Here is an 18,977-nt window from a genome sequence, read left to right on the forward strand (position 1 = left end):
AAAGCGCAAGCAAATTGCTTCAGGCTAGTTTTTCTTCAGCTGCATCATCAATTCCATAATTCTCGCACCCAGCTTTTGGGCTGCTTCTGAATCACGACTTCTTTCAGCGTCTTTAAGCTGTTTCTGCCTTTGCAGTAATTCTTCCCGTTTTGGTCGAATTTTAATCTGTTCAACATAGTCAGACATTTCATTATCTGATATTTCTGTTGGAATGTCAAGATGCGCCAGCTCAGATACAAGATTTATAAGTTCCTGCTCTTCGACGTATTCCATAAAGCGACTTACGTCCGGCTCATGCTCATCGTCATAATAAGCATATAAATAAGCCGCAAGCGCTGTATGGGCATCAATGTTAAATTCTCCCCCAATGCGCTCCTTAACCTCCTCAGCTATTTCCCGGTTCTGAAGCATAAATGCAAGGAGCGTCCGTTCAGCATTTTCGTAGGCTGAGCGCATCGATACCTGCTTTTTCGGAAGCGCCCCGCTTCTCCATCTTTTACCGGCTTCAGAAGCAGACGGAGCCCTAGCAGCCTTTTCTTTCTGATCTTCTTTCTGGACTTTGCGCTCTTCCTTCCGGAGTGCATCCATCGACAGATCAAATTCTTCTGCCAGCTGCTTCATGTAAAATTCACGTTCCACAGCACTGCTGATTACAGATGTTTCCCGGAGTACTTCTTCGATATAGGCAAGCCGGTCTCCTTCATTTTGAAGGTTTTTATTTTCACGAAGCTCCTGAACCTTAAAGGACATGAAAGGGACAGCCCGTTCCGCCAGCTGCTTTCTGAATGCTTCGGGGCCCCGGGCCTGGATAAAATCGTCCGGATCCATCTGTTCAGGAAACAGCGCTACCCGGACGTCAACGCCCTGGTTTACAAGAGTATCCCCGGTTTTCCAGGCAGCTGCCCGACCTGCATTATCACCGTCATAAGCAATTACAGCCTTGTCTGTCGCTTTTCGGATCTGCTCGGCCTGTCGTTTGGAAAAAGCTGTGCCAAGGCCCGCTACTCCATTCTTCACTCCAGCTTTCCAGGCGGCGATAACGTCCATGTAGCCTTCAAAGAGGACAGCTTCGTCCTGTTTGCGAATTGCCTGGCGCGCTTTGGGGAATGCATATAGCGTTTCGTGTTTTAAAAAGATGGGCGTTTCCGGGCTGTTTAAGTATTTCGGCTTTCCTTCCCCAAGTGCACGGCCTCCGAAGGCAACAGCCTGCCCGCGCTGATTATGAATAGGAAACATGACCCGCCCTCGAAAGCGGTCGTACCGTTGCCACGTGGATTCCTGGCGGAGAATCAGGCCGGCCTCTTCCATTTCTTCAAGGTCGTATTCCCTTTTTTCAAGCAGCTGCACAAGCATGTCATTCCGCTCCGGCGCATAGCCGAGCTGAAATTCTTCAATAATCTCTTCACTGATACCCCGGGCTGTTAAGTAATCATACGCTTCTTTTCCCTGTTCTGTATTCATCAGCAAGTGATGATAAAACTTGGCTGCCATTTGATGCGCTTCTTTTTTTGATTGATGCTGTTCCCGTTCGCCAGGATATTGATCTTCGAGTTCAGGCAGATCCACATTTGTTTTAGCTGCGAGAGACTGAATGGCTTCCACAAACGTCAGGCCGTCATGCTCCATCAAAAAAGAAATGGCGTTGCCACCCGCTCCGCAGCCAAAGCAATGATACAACTGCCGTTCCGGCGAGACGGAAAATGACGGAGTATTTTCCCCGTGAAAAGGACACAGGCCAAGGTAGTGTTTGCCCTGCTTCTTTAACTGGACGTAATCATTGATAACTTCTACGATATCTACCTTTTCCCGCACCTCAGCAACTTTTTCTTCTGGAATAAACGCTGCCAATTTGCTTCCTCCCTGATGAGCCTATTACCATTTGGACGCACTATCGCCTGTTTCAAAAACCTTCAGGCCTTCAAAAAACCGTTGGCGCTCTTCGGGCGATATTGCTTTAGGCCCTTTAACTCTTTGCTTTCCCTGTTTAGCCAACACGCCGGCATACCGGCCGGCAAGCAGCCATTCTTCGTCGCCTTTTTTCCAGCGTTTCCCCCGGAAGGAGAGCACTGACGCTCCCTTCTCAAGGACGATTGCTGCCAGGCCGTGGTCGTCGGCAATAACCAGGTCGCCGGCAGAGACATGATTCCAAATGTACATGTCCGCTGCTTCGGGTTCGTTTTCTACCATTACGGTCTCTGCTTCATACATTTTATTTGATGCGTGGGCACTGCTCGCCACAAAAACGATTGCCATGTTTTTATCTGCGCCCCACGTATCGATCGTTTCTTTGTGCGGGCATGCATCAGCGTCCACATACACTGTGGGTTCCTTTTTCGTCATGTTGAGTCTCTCCTAGCGCTGCTGAAACATATTGGAGATGATATTAGCTGTCTCTTCCACAGCTTTATTGGATACATCAATGACCGTACAGCCGATCTTGTTCATCAGCTCTTCCGAGTAGTCAAGCTCTTCCTGGATACGCTCCATGCTCGCATAATTTGCTTCCGGCCTCAGTCCAAGGGCTTTCAGGCGTTCTGAACGAATACGGTTCAATTTATCAGCACTGATCCGCAGGCCGATACATTTCTCACTTGGAATGTTAAACAATTCCTCCGGCGGGTCCACTTCCGGTACAAGCGGCACATTCGCCACCTTCAGGCGCTTATGGGCCAGATACTGGGAAAGCGGCGTTTTCGAAGTTCGCGATACGCCGATCAGCACAATGTCCGCCCGGACGATGCCCCGCGGGTCCCGGCCGTCATCGTATTTAACCGCAAACTCAATCGCCTCCACCTTACGGAAGTAGTCTTCATCCAAACGATATACGAGCCCAGGTTCATATCTTGGCTGCTGGTTCGTGAGGGTCACCATTTTATCGAGCACCGGCCCCATAATATCAACAGTATCTACGCCAGCCTTCTCCGCACGTTCCCGAAGGTACTGATTGATTTCTGGAATTACTAGCGTAAAGGCAATCATCGCCTTGGCTTCCTTGGCGAGCTGGATGACCTCTTCAACCGTGCCTTCATCTTCAACGTACGGGATGCGGCGCACCTCCATCCCGTCTTCCCCAAACTGACTCGCAGCAGCTTTTACTACTAGTTCAGCTGTTTCTCCTACCGAATCGGACACTACGTACACTACTGGACGCTCTTGTTTTGTGGTCATGTCTGCCTCCCCGGGTTAAAATAATTGATTATTGGCCAGATCCACCAATACTTTGGTTATATTCGTTTTTGTGACCCTGCCGACCACTTCATACTTTTCACCGCCGGCATCTTTTACGACCGGAAGCGCGTCAATCTGGCGTTCAATCAGCTTGGTGGCCGCGTAAACCACCAGATCTTCTTTTTTACAAACTGTGATATTGGGCATCCTTGTCATTATAATACTTACCGGGATAGCTTCTGTATCCTGGCGGCCAAGACTAGCCCGCAGCAGGTCTTTTCTTGAAAGGACGCCGGCCAGGTGGCTTTGTTTATCCACTACAAAGAGGGTACCGACATCTTCAAGGAACATAGTGCATATGGCATCGTACACGCTATCCGATTCTGAAACGACCACCGCAATCGACTGATAATGTTTAACGGTCAGTTTGTGCAGCTGATTATTCAGTTCTTCCGTATCCGTTTTTCCGGTGTAATAATACCCTACTCTTGGTCTTGCTTCTAAAAACCCTGACATTGTGAGAATAGCCAGATCGGGTCGCAGCGTAGCTCTCGTAAGTGAGAGTCTGTCTGCGATATGCTCCCCGGTGATTGGCCCGTTGTCTTTAACAATCTGCAGGATGGTTTCCTGACGCTCTGTTAATTCGATAATGACTCCCCACCTTCATCGGCGCTTCGCACGGAGGCACTGTTTTATGAAGAAAAAACAATACTCCGAAAGCGGGCGAACCGTTCAATTTCTTTAGATAACAGTGTCATCTGCTGCAGTCTGTTTTGCTTTACCTGTTCATCTTCAGCCATAACCATGACATGATCGAAGTAGGCGTTGATCGCTGGCGTCACTGCCTGAAGCGATTGATAAGCACCGGCCACGTCAGCCTGGTCGAGCCTGTCATCGAGCTGTTGATTCAAGGTTTTGCTTTTTTCGTAAAGCTCTCTTTCCTCTTCAGCCTGGAACAGCTCTGTTTGAATATCCGAGCCGCTGTCTGTATTTTTTGCGATATTGGTCACCCGGCTGAGGGCTTCCACCGTTTCTTTAAAGTCTGCTTCTTCGGCACGTGACTGAATAAATCCAGCTTTCTCTGTCACTACATCAATTCTTTCGCCAAGATGAAGCAGCACAGCATCCGCGATATCATGACGGATCCCCTCATCAAGGAGCTTCTGGCGGACACGCTGAACAAAGAAGTCTTCGAGGTCCTTCAAGACATCCGCCTCCTCCCGCTGGAGAAGAGAACGCTCTTTAATTTCATCCATTACAAGGACAATCAGCTGTTGAATCGTCAGCGGAAGGCGGTGCCCGTTGATTGTCTGGACAATACTTGCTGCCTGTCTTCTCAATCCGTGAGGGTCCTGGGAGCCGGTGGGCACCATCCCTACCCCAAAGCTTGAAATGATAGTATCCATTTTATCCACTACACTAATGACCGCGCCTTCAATGTTTTCCGGCAGAGAATCGCCAGCAGCCTTGGGCTTGTAATGTTCTGCAACAGCTTCGGCAACTGCTGTGTTTTCTCCTGCCAGAAGGGCATACTCTTTTCCCATAATACCCTGGAGTTCCGTAAATTCATCCACCATTAACGTAACTAGGTCGAATTTGGAAATGTGGGCAGCGCGTTTGATGTTTTGCCCCTTTGTGCTGTCCAGCTGCAGATATTCTGCCAGCCGGGTGCTGACAGCTTCCACCCGCATTACCTTCTCACCGACTGTACCGAGATTTTCCTGATAAATAACGTGATTTAATTTTTCTACCGCTTCATCCGGTGATAGCTTCTGATCTTCATCATAGAAGAACTGGGCATCCGCCAGGCGAGCACGAAGCACTTTTTCGTTCCCTTTCCGAACCTGGTCAAGATGTTCTGCGTTACCGTTTCGTACTGTAATGAAATATGAAAGAAGGCTGCCCTCATCATTTTCCACCGGGAAATACCGTTGGTGCTCTTTCATGGAGGTTACAAGCACCTCCCGCGGAATATTCAAATATGATTCGTCAAATGAGCCATGCAGCGCGGTCGGATATTCCACAAGCTGATTCACTTCAGCAAGCAGCCCTTGATCGATCGGAATATGCCAGCTGTTTTCCGCTTCGATCTCTTCGATTTGGCTGCGGATCAGTTCTGTCCTTTCAGCAGCGTCTACAATGACATACTCCTCTTTTAGCTGCTGCTCATACGTTTCCGGTTTATGGATCGTTACCGCATTTCCCAAAAACCGGTGGCCGTGAGAAACATTTCCGGCTGTATGGCCTGTAATAGTGAACGGGATCACTGCTTCACCGTACAATGCAACGAGCCATTGAATCGGACGCACAAAGCGGAGCTCATGGCTTCCCCAGCGCATATTTTTTGGAAAAGCAAGCGATGTAATAATCGTTTTCATTTCCTGCAGCAGTTCTGTAGTTGATTGTCCTTTATGTTCTTTTTCCACAAAAACGTATTCGGTGCCTTTGACCTCTTTAAAATACAGATCCCCCGCATCGACCTGCTGGCCTCTGGCAAATCCTAAAGCAGCCTTGCTCCACTCCCCTTCATCTGTGAGGGCAATTTTCTTGGCCGGGCCGCGGGCTTCCTCGACCATATCCTCCTGATAATCAGCCAGATCTTCCACGCGGAGCGCGAGCCGTCTCGGCGTGGAAAACATATGAACGGCACTATAGCTTAAGCGCTGTTCCTCCAGCCAGGTTTCTGTTTTTTCCTTCAGCTGCTTTACTGCCCCTTCCACAAAGCGGGCAGGCATTTCTTCCACGCCAATTTCAAGTAAAAAATGATTAGCTGCCATAATTCATCGCCTCCTGCTTCTGTAGCGGAAATCCTAGTTTTTCCCGTTCTTCATAATATGCCTTCCCGCATTTTCTTGCCAGATTGCGCACACGTGCAATATATCCAGTTCTTTCCGTCACTGAAATCGCCCCGCGGGCATCGAGCAGATTAAACAAATGCGAGCATTTTAATACGTGGTCGTAGGCCGGCAGCACCAGCTTTTCATCAATCGCCCGTTCTGCTTCTTTTTCATTGGCGGCGAACTGATTCAACAGCAGCTCTTTATCCGCAATTTCAAACGAATACTTCGAATGCTCGTATTCTGCCTGCAAAAACATATCCCCGTACGAAACGCCCTGCACCCATTCCAGGTCAAACACATTTTCCTTGTCCTGAATATACGACGCCAGCCGTTCAATGCCATACGTAATCTCAGCTGTCACCGGGTGAGCATCCATACCGCCGACGTGCTGGAAATATGTGAACTGAGTGATTTCCATGCCGTCGATCCACACTTCCCAGCCAAGGCCCCAGGCACTCAATGTTGGAGCTTCCCAGTTATCCTCCACAAAACGGATGTCGTGGGCAAGCGGGTCAATGCCAATGGCTTCCAGGCTTTTTAAATACAGCTCCTGAATATTGTCCGGCGAAGGCTTCATGACCACCTGAAACTGATGATGCTGATACAAACGGTTTGGGTTCTCTCCGTAACGGCCGTCTCCTGGCCGTCTCGAAGGCTCTACGTATGCTGCGTTCCACGGTTCGGGCCCGATACTGCGCAAAAACGTCATCGGGTTCATCGTCCCCGCTCCCTTTTCCACGTCATAGGCCTGCATTATAATACAATTCTGACTGGCCCAGTAATTCTGCAATGTTAAAATCATTTCCTGTATGTTCATTGCCATGTTAAACACCCCTTCTGCTTCTGGATTATTTCATTAAAAAAGTCCCTATACCTGTCACTCAGGTATAGGGACGGTTATTACCGCGGTTCCACCCTACTTGCTTTTAGGCACTATGGCCGAAAAGCCGCTTTATCCATCATACGCTCCAGAACGCCTTCACAACCGGTCAGCGTGCAGCTTTCACTATCCTGCACTCGCTAAGACTGAAGAAGATTGCTACTACTTTCTTTCCTTGCGCATCGTTATGATTGTATTGAAATAGTACTTAACATTTGCGAGTGTGTCAAGCACTCATTCGACGTTCCACTTTTCCATCTGTTCTAAAAAACGCCTCGCCTTTAAATGAATACCTGCGTATGAATCATAATAGCTGTTTAGGACATCCTTCAGCTCTTTTTTCGTTTCTGCCGATACAGAAACCGAACCGATCCGATGCACGTCAATATAGAAAAACGTCCGCAAAAGCCGCACCGTCTTCGGCTGAATGCGGAAGCGGTACGGATCGATTTCCCAGCAATGGTGGCAGAGAAATCCGGCTTCACGAATAGAGAAATGAAATGTTCCTTCCTGCCGGCCACAATTCACGCATCGGTCAATCACGGGCTGAATGCCCGCCACCGCAGTCATTTTCACTTCAAAGAGGCGGATAAGCACTTCGGCGTCCTCCCCTTCGTCGATACGCCTCAGAAGTTGCCAGAACAGCTCAAACAAATAGGGATTTCGTTCCTGGTCCACAGTAACTTTATCAAGAAGTTCGGACAAATAGGAAGCGTAGGAAGTGAGAACGATGTCTTCGCGCACGCTGCGGAAAGAATCTGTTACATCTCCCTGGCTGAGTGTCCTCATTCCTTTACCTGGATAGTACACAAATGTTCCATAAACAAAGGGCTGCGAGATTGAACGCAGGCGGCTGCTTGGTTTCTTTGCCCCTTTGGCCATCATCGCCATCTTGCCGTGCTCTCTTGTATATACTGTTAACACTACGTTGGATTCCCCGTACGAAGCAGTCCGCAAAACGATGCCTTCTGTTTTCTGAATCATGCTGTTCCTCCGCTCACAGGCGTTTTCTTAATACTCGTCCTCGCGATATCCGTTCTCCCGAAGCAGATACGCACTGTTTCTCCAGTCTTTTTCCACCTTCACCCAAAGTTCCACGAATACCTTCGATCCAAGCATCGATTCAATATCTGCCCGGGCCCGCTGGCCGATTTCCTTGAGCATCGATCCCTGTTTGCCGATAATAATGCCTTTTTGGGTCGGGCGCTCAACGACAATGGTAGCCGCCACATATACGGCCCCATTTTCCCGCTCTTTCATTTCATCGATAACGACGGCGAGCGAATGCGGCACTTCCTCCCGGGTGAGCTGCAGAGCTTTTTCACGTATTAATTCACTTACAATAAACCGTTCCGGATGGTCGGTGACCTGATCTTCCGGATAAAACTGAGGGCCTTCCTCGAGGTATTTGGTAAGTTCTTCGAGAAGCGTCGTCACGTTATTGCCGTTCAAAGCAGAAACCGGCACTACCTCAGCAAAATCATACCGTTCGGAATAGCTTGCAATAACCTTGAGCAGTTCATCCGGATGGACTTTATCGATTTTATTTACGATTAAAAACACCGGTGTGTCTGTCCGCTTCAGTTTTTCGATAATATATTCTTCTCCGGGGCCGTAGGACTCGGACGCATCAATCAAATATAAAATAATATCGACGTCGTTCAGCGTCTGCAAAGCAGCACGAACCATAAAATCGCCCAGCTTGTGCTTCGGTTTATGAATGCCCGGAGTATCGATAAAAACAACCTGGGATTCTTCCGTCGTATAGACTCCCTGGATTTTATTTCTCGTGGTCTGTGCTTTGTCGCTCATGATCGCAATTTTTTGGCCAAGCACCTGATTCATTAATGTAGATTTTCCCGCATTGGGCCGCCCGATTAGAGCGGCAAATCCGGAACGATACGATTCACTCATTGTTTTCCCTCTTCTTTCCTGCTTTCATACTATAAATCCTCCGGGCCGAATGCTCCCGGGAGCAGCTCTTCCATTGTTGTTACTTTCATGTCACCCTGCAGGTTGCCTAAAACAATCCGGGCGTCCTTTGGCAGAAACTCAGAAAGCACCTGCCGGCAGGCGCCGCATGGGGCGACCGGCCCTTTTGTATCGGCAATGACAGCTATCATTTTTCCACTGCGCATGCCCGTGCGCAGTGCACTGAATACGGCTGTCCGTTCTGCACAGTTGCTTAACCCATATGACGAGTTCTCAATATTGCATCCTTCGAACCATTCGCCGTTTTCCCCTACGAAAACCGCTCCAACCGGGAACTTGGAATACGGGACATATGCTTGTTCTCTTGCCTGTTTAGCCCGTTCAAGCAGTTCGTTTTCTATAGCCAATGTTCTTCCCCCTTTGTCAGCTCAGCCATTCCCAAAGGAATGGCGCAAAAATCATCAATCCGATGGCAACAGCAAATACCGCGTAAATGAGCACCGCCCCGGCTGCAATATCTTTCACGTCTCCTGCGATTTTATTCCATTCCGGAGAAATCAAATTCACCAGGCGCTCCAGTGCTGAATTAACCATTTCGAGGACGAGCATGCCAGCGATCGCTAGTAAGAGAACGGTCCACTGCCATAATACAATACCGCACAGCCAGCCCAGAAAGACAGCTGCTAGGCCAAAAAAGACATGGAAGCGCATATGACGCTCCTCCCGAAACGCCAGGCGAATGCCTTTTCCGGCAAACACAAATCCGTCTCTCCAGCGCTTGGGAAACAATTTATCGCGGTAGCCCATACGCTTCAAGAATCCTTTCCTGACGCGAAAACATTCTCTCTTCTTCCTCTTTTTCCATATGATCGTAACCAAGCAGATGCAGCAGGCCGTGAACAGCCAGAAACCCCAGTTCCCTTTCAAATGAGTGCTCGTACTCTTCCGCCTGTTCCCGAGCCTTTGGGATGCTGATAATAATATCTCCAAGCAGGTTCGGGATGCCTTCGGCCTGCGGCTGGATCTCGTCGTCATTCAATGCAAACGAAATCACGTCCGTCGGACGGTCAATTTCCCGGTATTCTCTGTTGACTGTTTGAATCATTTCATTGTCTACAAAGCTTACGGAAACTTCCGACCCGTCTACGACTCCTTCCTCTTCACATGCGAACTGCAGTATGTTCTGTACCAGCTCCCAGTGTTTTGACTCTACTCGCTCCGTCTCATCCACCATATCCACTTCAATACTCACACGTGTCCACCCCCGGCTAGTTGTTTGTTGGTTTGTCCGGCCGGTTCACCGTACGCTTTGGATCGCCTTCTTCCTGTTCATAGGCATCCAGAATCTGCTGCACTAGTGTATGCCGGACAACATCTGTCGCTTCGAGATAAACGAATCCGATATGATCAATGTTTCTTAAAATCCGGGCTGCAACCTTCAAACCAGACTGCTGTCCTTTTGGAAGATCAATCTGGGTGAGGTCTCCATTGACAATCATTTTTGAACCAAAGCCCAGCCTTGTTAAAAACATCTTGATCTGCTCTTTCGTCGTATTTTGTGCTTCATCAAGAATAACGAAAGCATCATCAAGCGTCCGCCCTCTCATGTAAGCAAGCGGGGCTACTTCAATCGTACCCCGTTCCATAAGCCGCTGTGTATGCTCCGCCCCAAAAATATTATGCAGGGCATCATACAGCGGGCGCAGGTACGGATCCACTTTTTCTTTTAAATCTCCCGGAAGAAACCCAAGGCTTTCTCCGGCTTCCACCGCCGGCCGGGTTAACACAATTCGTTTCACCCGTCCTTCTTTTAAGGCATTGACCGCCATCACTACTGCCAAATAGGTTTTACCTGTCCCTGCCGGACCTACACCGAATATCATATCCTTACGGCGGATTTGATCGATATACTCCTTCTGTCCTAAGGTTTTAATCATGACTGGCTTGCCTTCAGCGTTTATAGCGATCTGTTCCTGAAATAAATCTTCAAGCTTTTCAAGCTTTCCTTCCTCGGCAAGCTGCGCTGCATAAACGACATCCCGTTCTGAAATCCGCACCCGTTTTTTCAAAAGTCTCGCTAATGCTTCAATCACTTCTTCCACCTGTGCCGCTTGTTTTTCATCGCCTTCCACGATCAGTGATCCACCGCGGGTAATTATTGAAACATCCAATTTTTCTTCAAGCCTTTCAATGTGCACGTCATTGGGGCCGAACAGCTGCTGGATATCATTCATTTCATTCACTTGTAATTCTAGCGTTTTCTTTTCGGTCAATATAGCTCAGTCTCCTCGAATATATTATCATATCCTTGCTCTCATCAGTTTTTACGTTAGTATGCTAACTCTACTCTACCACCACGCTTTAGGTGTTGCAAAAATTAGCAGACATTTTACGTAATTGAAGCAAAAAAAGAGCCTGATCCGAAGACCAGGCTTACTCATTGCTGCTTTTTTTGGTGGAACGGTGCGGCGCGACTATCTCACGCGACATTGTTGATTGCCGCTGGTAAGGATAGCCGCTGCGTCTTGTAACCGGCGGACTGAGAACCTCCGCCCACACAAGTCCATTCGCTGCTTCTTTTTTGTTTATTGCATGTGGATTTCTCCGTCTTCCACCGATTTCTCCCTCTGACGTGACGCTGCCATGTTCAGCAGATTGTCTTGAAGCACGCTCAAGACGCTGGCTTGCATTCTTTTTTTGCTGCTGCAGTTCTTCACGGCGTTTTTCGTATTCTTTTAAAGCTGCGCTTTTATTCTGAGGTTCATCTGCCTCTTCCTTGTACAGCTCTGCCTCTGCTTCCGGCACCCGGCGGGTGGGATGACTGCCGGAACGTCCGGAAGGATCATTCTGAGGACGGTTCGGTGTGTTTTCTTTCCGGGCGTTTTCAAATTCCTCAAACAAGTCCTCAAGTTTTCCGAAAGCACCGCCCCGTTTCTTCGAATCGCTGCCACTGCCGTCCTGCTGCTGGCTGCTGTCCCCCCGGCCCATAAACGTAATCAAACCGCCGAAGAGCAGCAGTAAAATCCACAGGTTATTAAACACTAGTTCAAATAGCTGCTCCATCGCTTTATTCACCTTCTTCTACGGGCAAAGTCCCTTAATTATCGGTGTGCGGACGGCTATACGGCCCGTTTTGATCGTCGTCTTTACCGGATTTACTGATGGATTCACGCATATCTGTATCAGACATTACATTTTGAATATTCATGTAATCCATAACACCAAGATTTCCGGAACGCAGTGCTTCCGCCATTGCCATTGGTACTTCTGCTTCGGATTCGGTAACTTTCGCGCGCATTTCTTCTACACGTGCTTTCATTTCCTGCTCTTGGGCTACAGCCATCGCACGGCGTTCTTCGGCTTTTGCCTGGGCGATGTTTTTATCTGCTTCCGCCTGGTCCGTCTGCAGTTCTGCGCCGATGTTCTTGCCGATATCAATATCGGCTATATCAATGGATAAAATCTCAAAAGCCGTACCTGAGTCCAAGCCTTTGGAAAGAACCGTCTGGGAAATGCTGTCCGGGTTTTCCAATACTTGCTTATGGTTTTGGGATGAACCGATCGTTGAAACAATGCCTTCACCAACCCGGGCGATGACGGTATCTTCACCAGCGCCCCCCACGAGGCGGTCAATGTTTGCCCGTACCGTTATTCTTGCTTTTGCTTTCACTTCAATACCATCCATTGCAACACCGGCGATAAACGGTGTTTCAATAACTTTCGGGTTAACGCTCATCTGTACAGCTTCCAGTACGTCACGGCCGGCAAGGTCAATGGCGGCACAACGCTCAAATGTAAGTTCAATATTTGCACGCTGGGCAGCAATTAAGGCGTTGACCACCCGGTCCACGTTACCACCGGCCAGATAGTGGCCTTCAAGCTTGTTCAGTTCAATATCAAGTCCGGCTTTTTCCGCTTTAATCAACGGGTTTACTACTCTTGACGGAATAACCCTCCGGAGCCGCATACCGACCAGTTGGAAAATACCTACTTTCACCCCTGCTGCAAGCGCCGAAATCCAAAGCGCAACTGGTACAAAAGTAAATAGAATGACGAGTGCTATTAAAATAATAGCTAATACAACAACGAGACCTAAATCAATGCCCATGTTATGATTCCCTTCTTTCTTTGTTAGAGTATGGCTTTACTACAACACGCGTGCCTTCTACACGCACTACCTGCACATCGTCTCCGCGGTCAAGATAGCGGCCGTCTGAAACAACATCGATTTTTTCACCGTCAATATCTACCGCGCCGGTAGGATGCAGCGGGGTTAATGCTGTTCCTTTCCTGCCTAATAAATCTTTTCTGCCTTCACTCGACACGTATCCTTCCTTCGAAGAGAAAGTATCCTGCAGGACCAGCTTTTTCATCGGCCCCCGTTTTCCAAAGCCAACCACCATGACTACTGCTGCAATGATAGCCGCTACGGCTGCCAGCGCAACGGAAATTGCCATGACCGAAACAGAAAACGAGGACATAAATAAGCTGCCGACAACTGCCCCTATACCTAATATACCAAAAATTCCAAAACCAGGAACAAAGAATTCTACCAGCAGTAATATTAAGCCGACGCCAAACAGAAGCAGCCCTTCGAAGCCAGCAAACCCGGCAATCATATGACCAAAAAAGAAAAGTCCTAAAGACGCAAGGCCGATGCCTCCAAAAATGCCAAAGCCCGGCGAAAACACTTCAAGTATTAACCCGATCATGCCGACGCTCAGTAAAATCGGGATTACATAGGGACTGGTCACCCATCTGGCTATCTGCTCGGCTGCACTGATGTCTGCTTCTTCTACTGCCGCGTCTCCCAGGTTCATCTGGCTGAGAAGATCCTCTCTGCTGTCAGCAATGTATTCTGCATAACCTACTTCCTCAGAAGCTGCCTCCGAGGCTGTAAGCGTTAACAGCTCACTTTCACCGGCACGGTAATCAGGCAGATCCACTCCAGGATCGGCCATGGCTTCTGCATACACCGGATCTCTGTCATTTGATTCAGCAGCATTGACCATATTGGATACCCAGGCTGATTGAGCCTTATCAGATGCTGCGTTACCTGAGCCGTCAATAACCTGGGCTGCTCCCATTTCCGTGTCAGGTGCCATCGCAATTTCGTCAGCACTCAGAGCCAGAAATGCCCCTGCTGACATCGCCTGTTCCGTTACGTATGCTGTCGTTGGAATAGACGTTTCATTAATAATTGAAGCAATCTCTCCTGCGGCATCTACCGCACCACCAGGAGTGTCAAGCTCAAAAATAATCCGGTCGGCTTCCGCTTCTTCTGCTTCCTCTACCGATCGTTCCAAAAATGCAGCCATTCCCTGCTCCACGGTCTGCTCAACCGGAATAACGTACACTGTCTGATTTTCACCAGCTCCCTGTACAGAAGCTGGAAGCCACGCGGCCATCGTAAAAAGAATCGCAAGAAAGACAGCCAGCCATCTGCTTTTTCTCTGCTCCACCATTATCCCTCCTCCCGTTCAATAGTTATATGTCTATATTCTTATGTACGAGGATAAAGATAAAAGCGTTTCAATTTTTTCCCGTTTATTTCAGTAGTAAGAGCGGCATAAGTTTAAAAAAAGAGACCGAACCGGCACTAAACCCTGATTCGATCTCTAGATTTCTTATTATCAAGAAGACAGATGCTTTTTCACTAATTGATTTACCTGAGAACCATCTGCTTTTCCGCTAATTTTAGGCATCACTGCAGACATCACTATTCCCATATCTTTCATCGAAGAAGCATTCTGCTCTTGAATGGTTTCTTTTACAATCGATTCCAGTTCTTCATTCGATAAAGGAGCAGGAAGATATTCAGATATGACGTTCATTTCGAACCTGGTCTGTTCTGCTAAATCTTCCCGTCCTGCGTTTTCAAACTCATGGAGGGAATCTTTTCTTTGTTTCATTTCACGGTTTAACACCGCTGTTGCTTCACTTTCATCAAGCTCTTTAGTGAGCTTGATGGCTTCATTTTGCATCGAAGCCCTCAGGCCTCTGATAACATTCAAACGCTGTTTTTCCTTGTTTTTCATTGCTGATTTCATGTCACTGCTTAAACGATCCATGAGTTCCAAGGATGCAGCACCTTCTTTACTTAAAACTTACGTTTTCTAGCTTCTTCGCTTTTTTTCTTACGACGAACACTAGGTTTTTCGTAGTGTTTGCGTTTTTTCACTTCAGCCATTGTTCCTTCTTTGGAAAGGCTACGCTTAAAACGGCGAAGAGCGGCATCAATATCTTCATTCTTTTTCTTTCTTGTCTCTGCCATGTGATTCCCTCCCTCCGAACAACCAATCTAACCAATACATGAATAAAGAAGTTTACTCAAATACTAGCCATTTGGTAAATAGTATAAAGCATCTATGCCAAAAAATCAACGAGCAGGAAAGTTCAGATTGTTAGTAGTTTTCGCTTGAGGTTTCGCCTTGCAGAATTTTCACACCGGAACTTGCACCGAGCCGGGAAGCTCCGGCCTCAATTAATGCAAGAGCGGTCTGCCGGTCTTTGACCCCGCCACTTGCTTTCACTCCGGCGCGGTCGCCCACCGCTTCTTTCATCAGCCGCACATCTTCAATTGTTGCTCCGCCTCCATTAAATCCAGTGGAGGTCTTTACAAAATCTGCGCCGGCTTCTACGGCAAGACTGCAGGCCGTTTTCTTTTCATCATCCGTCAGCAGCGCTGTTTCGATGATGACTTTCACCAGTGCTTCCTTATTGGCAGCCTGTACTACTGCTTCAATATCTGCGCGGACCAGGGCGTCTTCCCCGCTCTTTAGCGCGCCTATATTAATAACCATATCAATTTCCTTTGCTCCATTAGCAAGGGCATTTTTTACTTCAAACGCTTTTGTTTCCGGATTCGTAGCACCGAGCGGAAAGCCAATTACCGTGCAAACGAGCACATCGGAGCCTTCTAGTTCCTTAGCCGCTAACGGGACCATTGCCGGATTAATGCACACAGATTTGAAATGATTATCTTTCGCTTCGGTGGCGATACGTTTAATGTCTTCAAATGTTGTTTCCGGCTTCAGCAGCGTATGATCGATATACTGCGCGAGATCTGCCATGCTTTCTCCTCCAGTTCAACTATTATAGTTATACAAGCGTTGCCGCGTCAGGGTCGAGCACGCGGACAAATTCCCCTTCATTCAACGGGTAGCCGGCGTCCGTAATTTTCACACGTACAATCTCACCGCGCCATTCCGGTTTCGCAGGGAAACGGACTTTTATATAATTTGTCGAATAGCCGACAAAGTATCCTGGTTTTTCCTTATCTTCCTCTTCCGGGATTACTTCCACGACTTCATTTTCGAAACGCGAAGCATATTCTTTGGCCAATTGGTTGGAAAGTTCAATCAGACGGTGCACCCGATCATTTTTTTCTTCCTCCTCAACTTGGTCATTCATTTTAGCAGCAGGCGTACCCGTGCGCTTCGAATACGGAAACACGTGCAGCTCTGAGAAACGCTGGTCCCGGATAAAGTCGTACGTCTGCTGAAATTCTTCTTTTGTTTCTCCTGGGAAACCTACGATCACGTCTGTGGTGATAGCACATTCCGGCAGGGCTTCGCGCAGTTTTTCGAGGCGGTCTGCATAAAACTCCACGCTGTATTTTCTTCTCATTCGTTTAAGCACGGTGTTCGAGCCGGCTTGAAGCGGCACGTGCAGATGATTTACTACTTTGTTGGAGTTGCGGAGCACATCAATTACTTCATCGGTGATCTGACTTGCTTCGATGGAGGAAATCCGGATTCGTTTTAGACCCTCGATTGTTTCAAGGTCCCGCAGAAGCCCAGCAAGGTTGTAGTCCTTCAGGTCTTCCCCGTATCCGCCTGTATGGATACCTGTAAGCACTAATTCTTTGTAGCCTTTATCAACTAACTGATGGGCTTGATGCATGACATCTTCCGGATTTCTCGAACGAAGAAGGCCGCGGGCCCATGGAATAATACAGAAGGTACAGAAATTATTGCATCCTTCCTGAATTTTAAGCGATGCTCTCGTACGATCGGTAAATTCCGGCACATCAAGCTCTTCATACACCCGGTTTTTCATAATGTTGCTTACACCGTTAATCGGTTCCCGGGATACCGTGTACTCTTCAATATAGTCGAGCATTTTTTTGCGGTCCTGCGTACCTACGACAATGTCGACGCCGGGAATATCCATGATCTCTCCCGGGGACGTCTGGGCATAACAGCCGGTAACGCAAATAATAGCTTCCGGATTTTTGCGCACTGCGCGCCGGATAACCTGGCGGCTTTTTTTGTCTCCGGTGTTGGTCACCGTACAGGTGTTGATGACATAGACATCTGCGGTTTGATCAAATTCCTTTTTTTCGTAGCCGTTATTTTTAAACAGCTGCCATATGGCTTCCGTTTCGTAGTGATTTACTTTACAGCCAAGAGTATGAAACGCCACTGATCTCATTGTATGTTCCCCTCCTGAATTTCATAATAATATGTCACTGCCCCGAGAAGCAGCAAAGAAGCAGTTTCGCTGCGGACAATTCTTTTTCCGAGCGACGTCATAGGAATTTCGTTTTCTTCAAGCAGAGAAAGCTCATTACTGGAAAAACCGCCCTCCGGCCCGATGAAAGCGAGCAGCGTTTCAGGCTTCCGGCTGAATACGGCTGGAAGCTGTGCAGGCCTGCCTGCCCTGGCCTCTGCTTCCGATAAAACGATTCTGCTCTCCATAGAAGACGTATTTTCTACAACCTTCCGTACAGAAGCAAAATAAGCAACTTCCGGTATATACATCCGCTCTGACTGCTCTGCTGCTTCTTTAGCAATTCGGTTTAAACGATCAATTTTCTTTTGCCGTTTATTCGCATCCCATTTTACCACAGAATGCTCCGCTTCATAAAAATAAATCGCCGCGGCTCCCAATTCCGTTGCTTTTTGTACAACGGTGTCCATCTTTTCTCCCTTAATCAGAGCCTGGGCTGCGATGACATTTACAGGAAGTTCTGCACCGGCTGTCCATTCGCTGACTATTTTTGCACGAACACTCTTTTCTTCAACGCTTTCGATTTCACTCACAAAAGCATGTCCCTGGTTGTCTTTGCATACAATTTCTTCTCCCGGGCCCATACGCATAACACGGGCAATGTGCTTTGCATCATTACCCGTGATTTGTATATATTCGTGCTGTATGGAGGAGGGGTCCACAAAATAATGCTGCATATTCCTCTCCTTTATAACGCCTGCGGACGGCGGGCGATAATGCACAGCCAGTCTTCGACTGCCCGCACATCCTCAATAACGAAACCCGCTTCCGTCAGAGCCTGCTCAACATCTGTACGTTTGCTTTCAATGATGCCTGAAGTAATAAACACACCATCCGGTTGAAGAGAGCTGAACGCATCTTCCGCGAGGCGGATAATAATTGGCGCTAAAATATTAGCTACAATGATATCTGCCTGCATTGATTGGTATTCCAGCAGATCCGATTGAGCCACAGTGATCTTTTCTGCCATACCGTTACGGCTAATATTTTCTTTCGCACTTCTGACAGCCACTTCATCGAGATCGAGCGCAAGAATCTCTCCCGCTTCAAACAAGGAGGCTCCTATAGCAAGCACGCCGGAACCGGTCCCTACATCCAGCACCGCATCTCCCGGACGTGTATACTCTTCAAGAGCCTGCATGCTGAGTACGGTTGTCGGATGGGTGCCGGTACCAAATGCCATGCCCGGATCAAGCGTAATGATTTTTTCACTGCTCTTTTTTTCGTACTCTTCCCAGGAAGGCACAATAGTGATTTTATTCGTGATCTGGACAGGCTTGTAATATTTTTTCCACGCCTCTGCCCAGTCCTCCTCGGCAATCTCTTTGAGCACCACCTGGTTTCGTCCTAAATCAATATCGTAAAGGAGCAGTTCGTTAATGGATTGCTTGATTTCCTCCACAGTATCGGTGACGTAGCTTGTCATTGGAAGGTAGGCCTTCACGAGCGTGCCTTCATCCGGATAATTATCTTCAGAAAGCATAAACCATTCATCTTCCGCCTCTTCCCATTCACGCTCCAGGTCGGCCGAATCTTCAATCACCACTCCGCTCGCTCCTGCTTCCTGAAGCACAAATGAAACAGGGTCAATTGCTTCCTGGGTGGTGTGGACAGAAATTTCAATCCAATTCATAAGCCTGCTC

21 protein-coding genes are annotated in these 18,977 nt (G+C 48.0%); all 21 read right to left on the reverse strand.

Annotation, left to right across the window (positions count from 1 at the left end; translation table 11 throughout):
• Positions 1-24 precede the first annotated feature (24 nt).
• Entirely contained in the window at positions 25-1,848 is a 1,824-nt protein-coding gene (gene dnaG, locus B5066_RS15730; RefSeq protein ID WP_079476841.1) for a DNA primase, read from the reverse strand.
• Positions 1,849-1,872: 24 nt separating this feature from the next.
• Positions 1,873-2,340: a DUF188 domain-containing protein gene (locus B5066_RS15735; protein ID WP_079476842.1), complete on the reverse strand. Its 468-nt coding sequence runs from the start codon at positions 2,338-2,340 to the stop codon at positions 1,873-1,875.
• A 12-nt stretch (positions 2,341-2,352) separates the two neighbouring features.
• On the reverse strand, positions 2,353-3,168 hold the full coding sequence (locus tag B5066_RS15740) for a pyruvate, water dikinase regulatory protein (protein WP_079476843.1): 816 nt from the start codon (positions 3,166-3,168) through the stop codon (positions 2,353-2,355).
• Positions 3,169-3,183: 15 nt separating this feature from the next.
• Positions 3,184-3,816 (reverse strand): transcriptional regulator CcpN, encoded by a 633-nt coding sequence (gene ccpN / locus B5066_RS15745; RefSeq protein ID WP_079476844.1) that lies wholly within the window; start codon positions 3,814-3,816, stop codon positions 3,184-3,186.
• Between the two features lie 44 nt (positions 3,817-3,860).
• A complete protein-coding gene (glyS, locus tag B5066_RS15750) occupies positions 3,861-5,945 on the reverse strand; it encodes a glycine--tRNA ligase subunit beta (protein WP_079476845.1) in 2,085 nt (694 codons plus the stop codon).
• Positions 5,935-6,825 carry a glycine--tRNA ligase subunit alpha gene (gene glyQ, locus B5066_RS15755; RefSeq protein WP_079477053.1) on the reverse strand — a complete coding sequence of 297 codons (891 nt, stop codon included), beginning with the start codon at positions 6,823-6,825 and terminating at the stop codon, positions 5,935-5,937. Before glyQ ends, glyS begins: the two co-directional genes overlap by 11 nt.
• A 297-nt stretch (positions 6,826-7,122) precedes the next feature.
• A complete protein-coding gene (gene recO / locus B5066_RS15760) occupies positions 7,123-7,872 on the reverse strand; it encodes a DNA repair protein RecO (protein ID WP_079476846.1) in 750 nt (249 codons plus the stop codon).
• A 27-nt stretch (positions 7,873-7,899) separates the two neighbouring features.
• Complete coding sequence (gene era, locus B5066_RS15765) at positions 7,900-8,802, reverse strand: GTPase Era (protein ID WP_079476847.1); 903 nt, start codon at positions 8,800-8,802, stop codon at positions 7,900-7,902.
• Between the two features lie 29 nt (positions 8,803-8,831).
• Complete coding sequence (locus tag B5066_RS15770) at positions 8,832-9,227, reverse strand: cytidine deaminase (protein ID WP_079476848.1); 396 nt, start codon at positions 9,225-9,227, stop codon at positions 8,832-8,834.
• 16 nt (positions 9,228-9,243) lie between these two features.
• Positions 9,244-9,627, reverse strand: a complete 384-nt coding sequence (locus B5066_RS15775) for a diacylglycerol kinase family protein (RefSeq protein WP_079476849.1) — start codon at positions 9,625-9,627, stop codon at positions 9,244-9,246.
• A complete protein-coding gene (gene ybeY / locus B5066_RS15780) occupies positions 9,611-10,072 on the reverse strand; it encodes an rRNA maturation RNase YbeY (protein ID WP_094907965.1) in 462 nt (153 codons plus the stop codon). The genes B5066_RS15775 and ybeY overlap by 17 nt, the downstream gene beginning before the upstream one ends.
• Before the next feature lie 16 nt (positions 10,073-10,088).
• Positions 10,089-11,093 (reverse strand): PhoH family protein, encoded by a 1,005-nt coding sequence (locus B5066_RS15785; protein ID WP_079476850.1) that lies wholly within the window; start codon positions 11,091-11,093, stop codon positions 10,089-10,091.
• 160 nt (positions 11,094-11,253) lie between these two features.
• Positions 11,254-11,883 (reverse strand): hypothetical protein, encoded by a 630-nt coding sequence (locus B5066_RS15790; protein WP_079476851.1) that lies wholly within the window; start codon positions 11,881-11,883, stop codon positions 11,254-11,256.
• 34 nt (positions 11,884-11,917) lie between these two features.
• A complete protein-coding gene (gene floA / locus B5066_RS15795; protein WP_371862268.1) occupies positions 11,918-12,928 on the reverse strand; it encodes a flotillin-like protein FloA in 1,011 nt (336 codons plus the stop codon).
• 1 nt (position 12,929) lies between these two features.
• Entirely contained in the window at positions 12,930-14,285 is a 1,356-nt protein-coding gene (locus tag B5066_RS15800) for an NfeD family protein (RefSeq protein ID WP_079476852.1), read from the reverse strand.
• Between the two features lie 168 nt (positions 14,286-14,453).
• Complete coding sequence (locus tag B5066_RS15805) at positions 14,454-14,900, reverse strand: GatB/YqeY domain-containing protein (RefSeq protein WP_079476853.1); 447 nt, start codon at positions 14,898-14,900, stop codon at positions 14,454-14,456.
• Between the two features lie 20 nt (positions 14,901-14,920).
• Positions 14,921-15,094 (reverse strand): 30S ribosomal protein S21, encoded by a 174-nt coding sequence (rpsU, locus tag B5066_RS15810; protein WP_022794945.1) that lies wholly within the window; start codon positions 15,092-15,094, stop codon positions 14,921-14,923.
• Between the two features lie 130 nt (positions 15,095-15,224).
• Entirely contained in the window at positions 15,225-15,893 is a 669-nt protein-coding gene (deoC, locus tag B5066_RS15815; RefSeq protein ID WP_079476854.1) for a deoxyribose-phosphate aldolase, read from the reverse strand.
• Positions 15,894-15,921: 28 nt separating this feature from the next.
• Positions 15,922-17,256, reverse strand: coding sequence for a tRNA (N(6)-L-threonylcarbamoyladenosine(37)-C(2))-methylthiotransferase MtaB (mtaB, locus tag B5066_RS15820; protein WP_079476855.1), 1,335 nt, complete (start codon positions 17,254-17,256; stop codon positions 15,922-15,924).
• Positions 17,253-18,011: an RsmE family RNA methyltransferase gene (locus B5066_RS15825; RefSeq protein ID WP_079476856.1), complete on the reverse strand. Its 759-nt coding sequence runs from the start codon at positions 18,009-18,011 to the stop codon at positions 17,253-17,255. Before B5066_RS15825 ends, mtaB begins: the two co-directional genes overlap by 4 nt.
• Before the next feature lie 11 nt (positions 18,012-18,022).
• Positions 18,023-18,967, reverse strand: coding sequence for a 50S ribosomal protein L11 methyltransferase (gene prmA / locus B5066_RS15830; protein WP_079476857.1), 945 nt, complete (start codon positions 18,965-18,967; stop codon positions 18,023-18,025).
• Positions 18,968-18,977 lie beyond the last annotated feature (10 nt).

This window comes from Marinococcus halophilus (assembly GCF_900166605.1).
Lineage (GTDB): Bacteria > Bacillota > Bacilli > Bacillales > Marinococcaceae > Marinococcus > Marinococcus halophilus.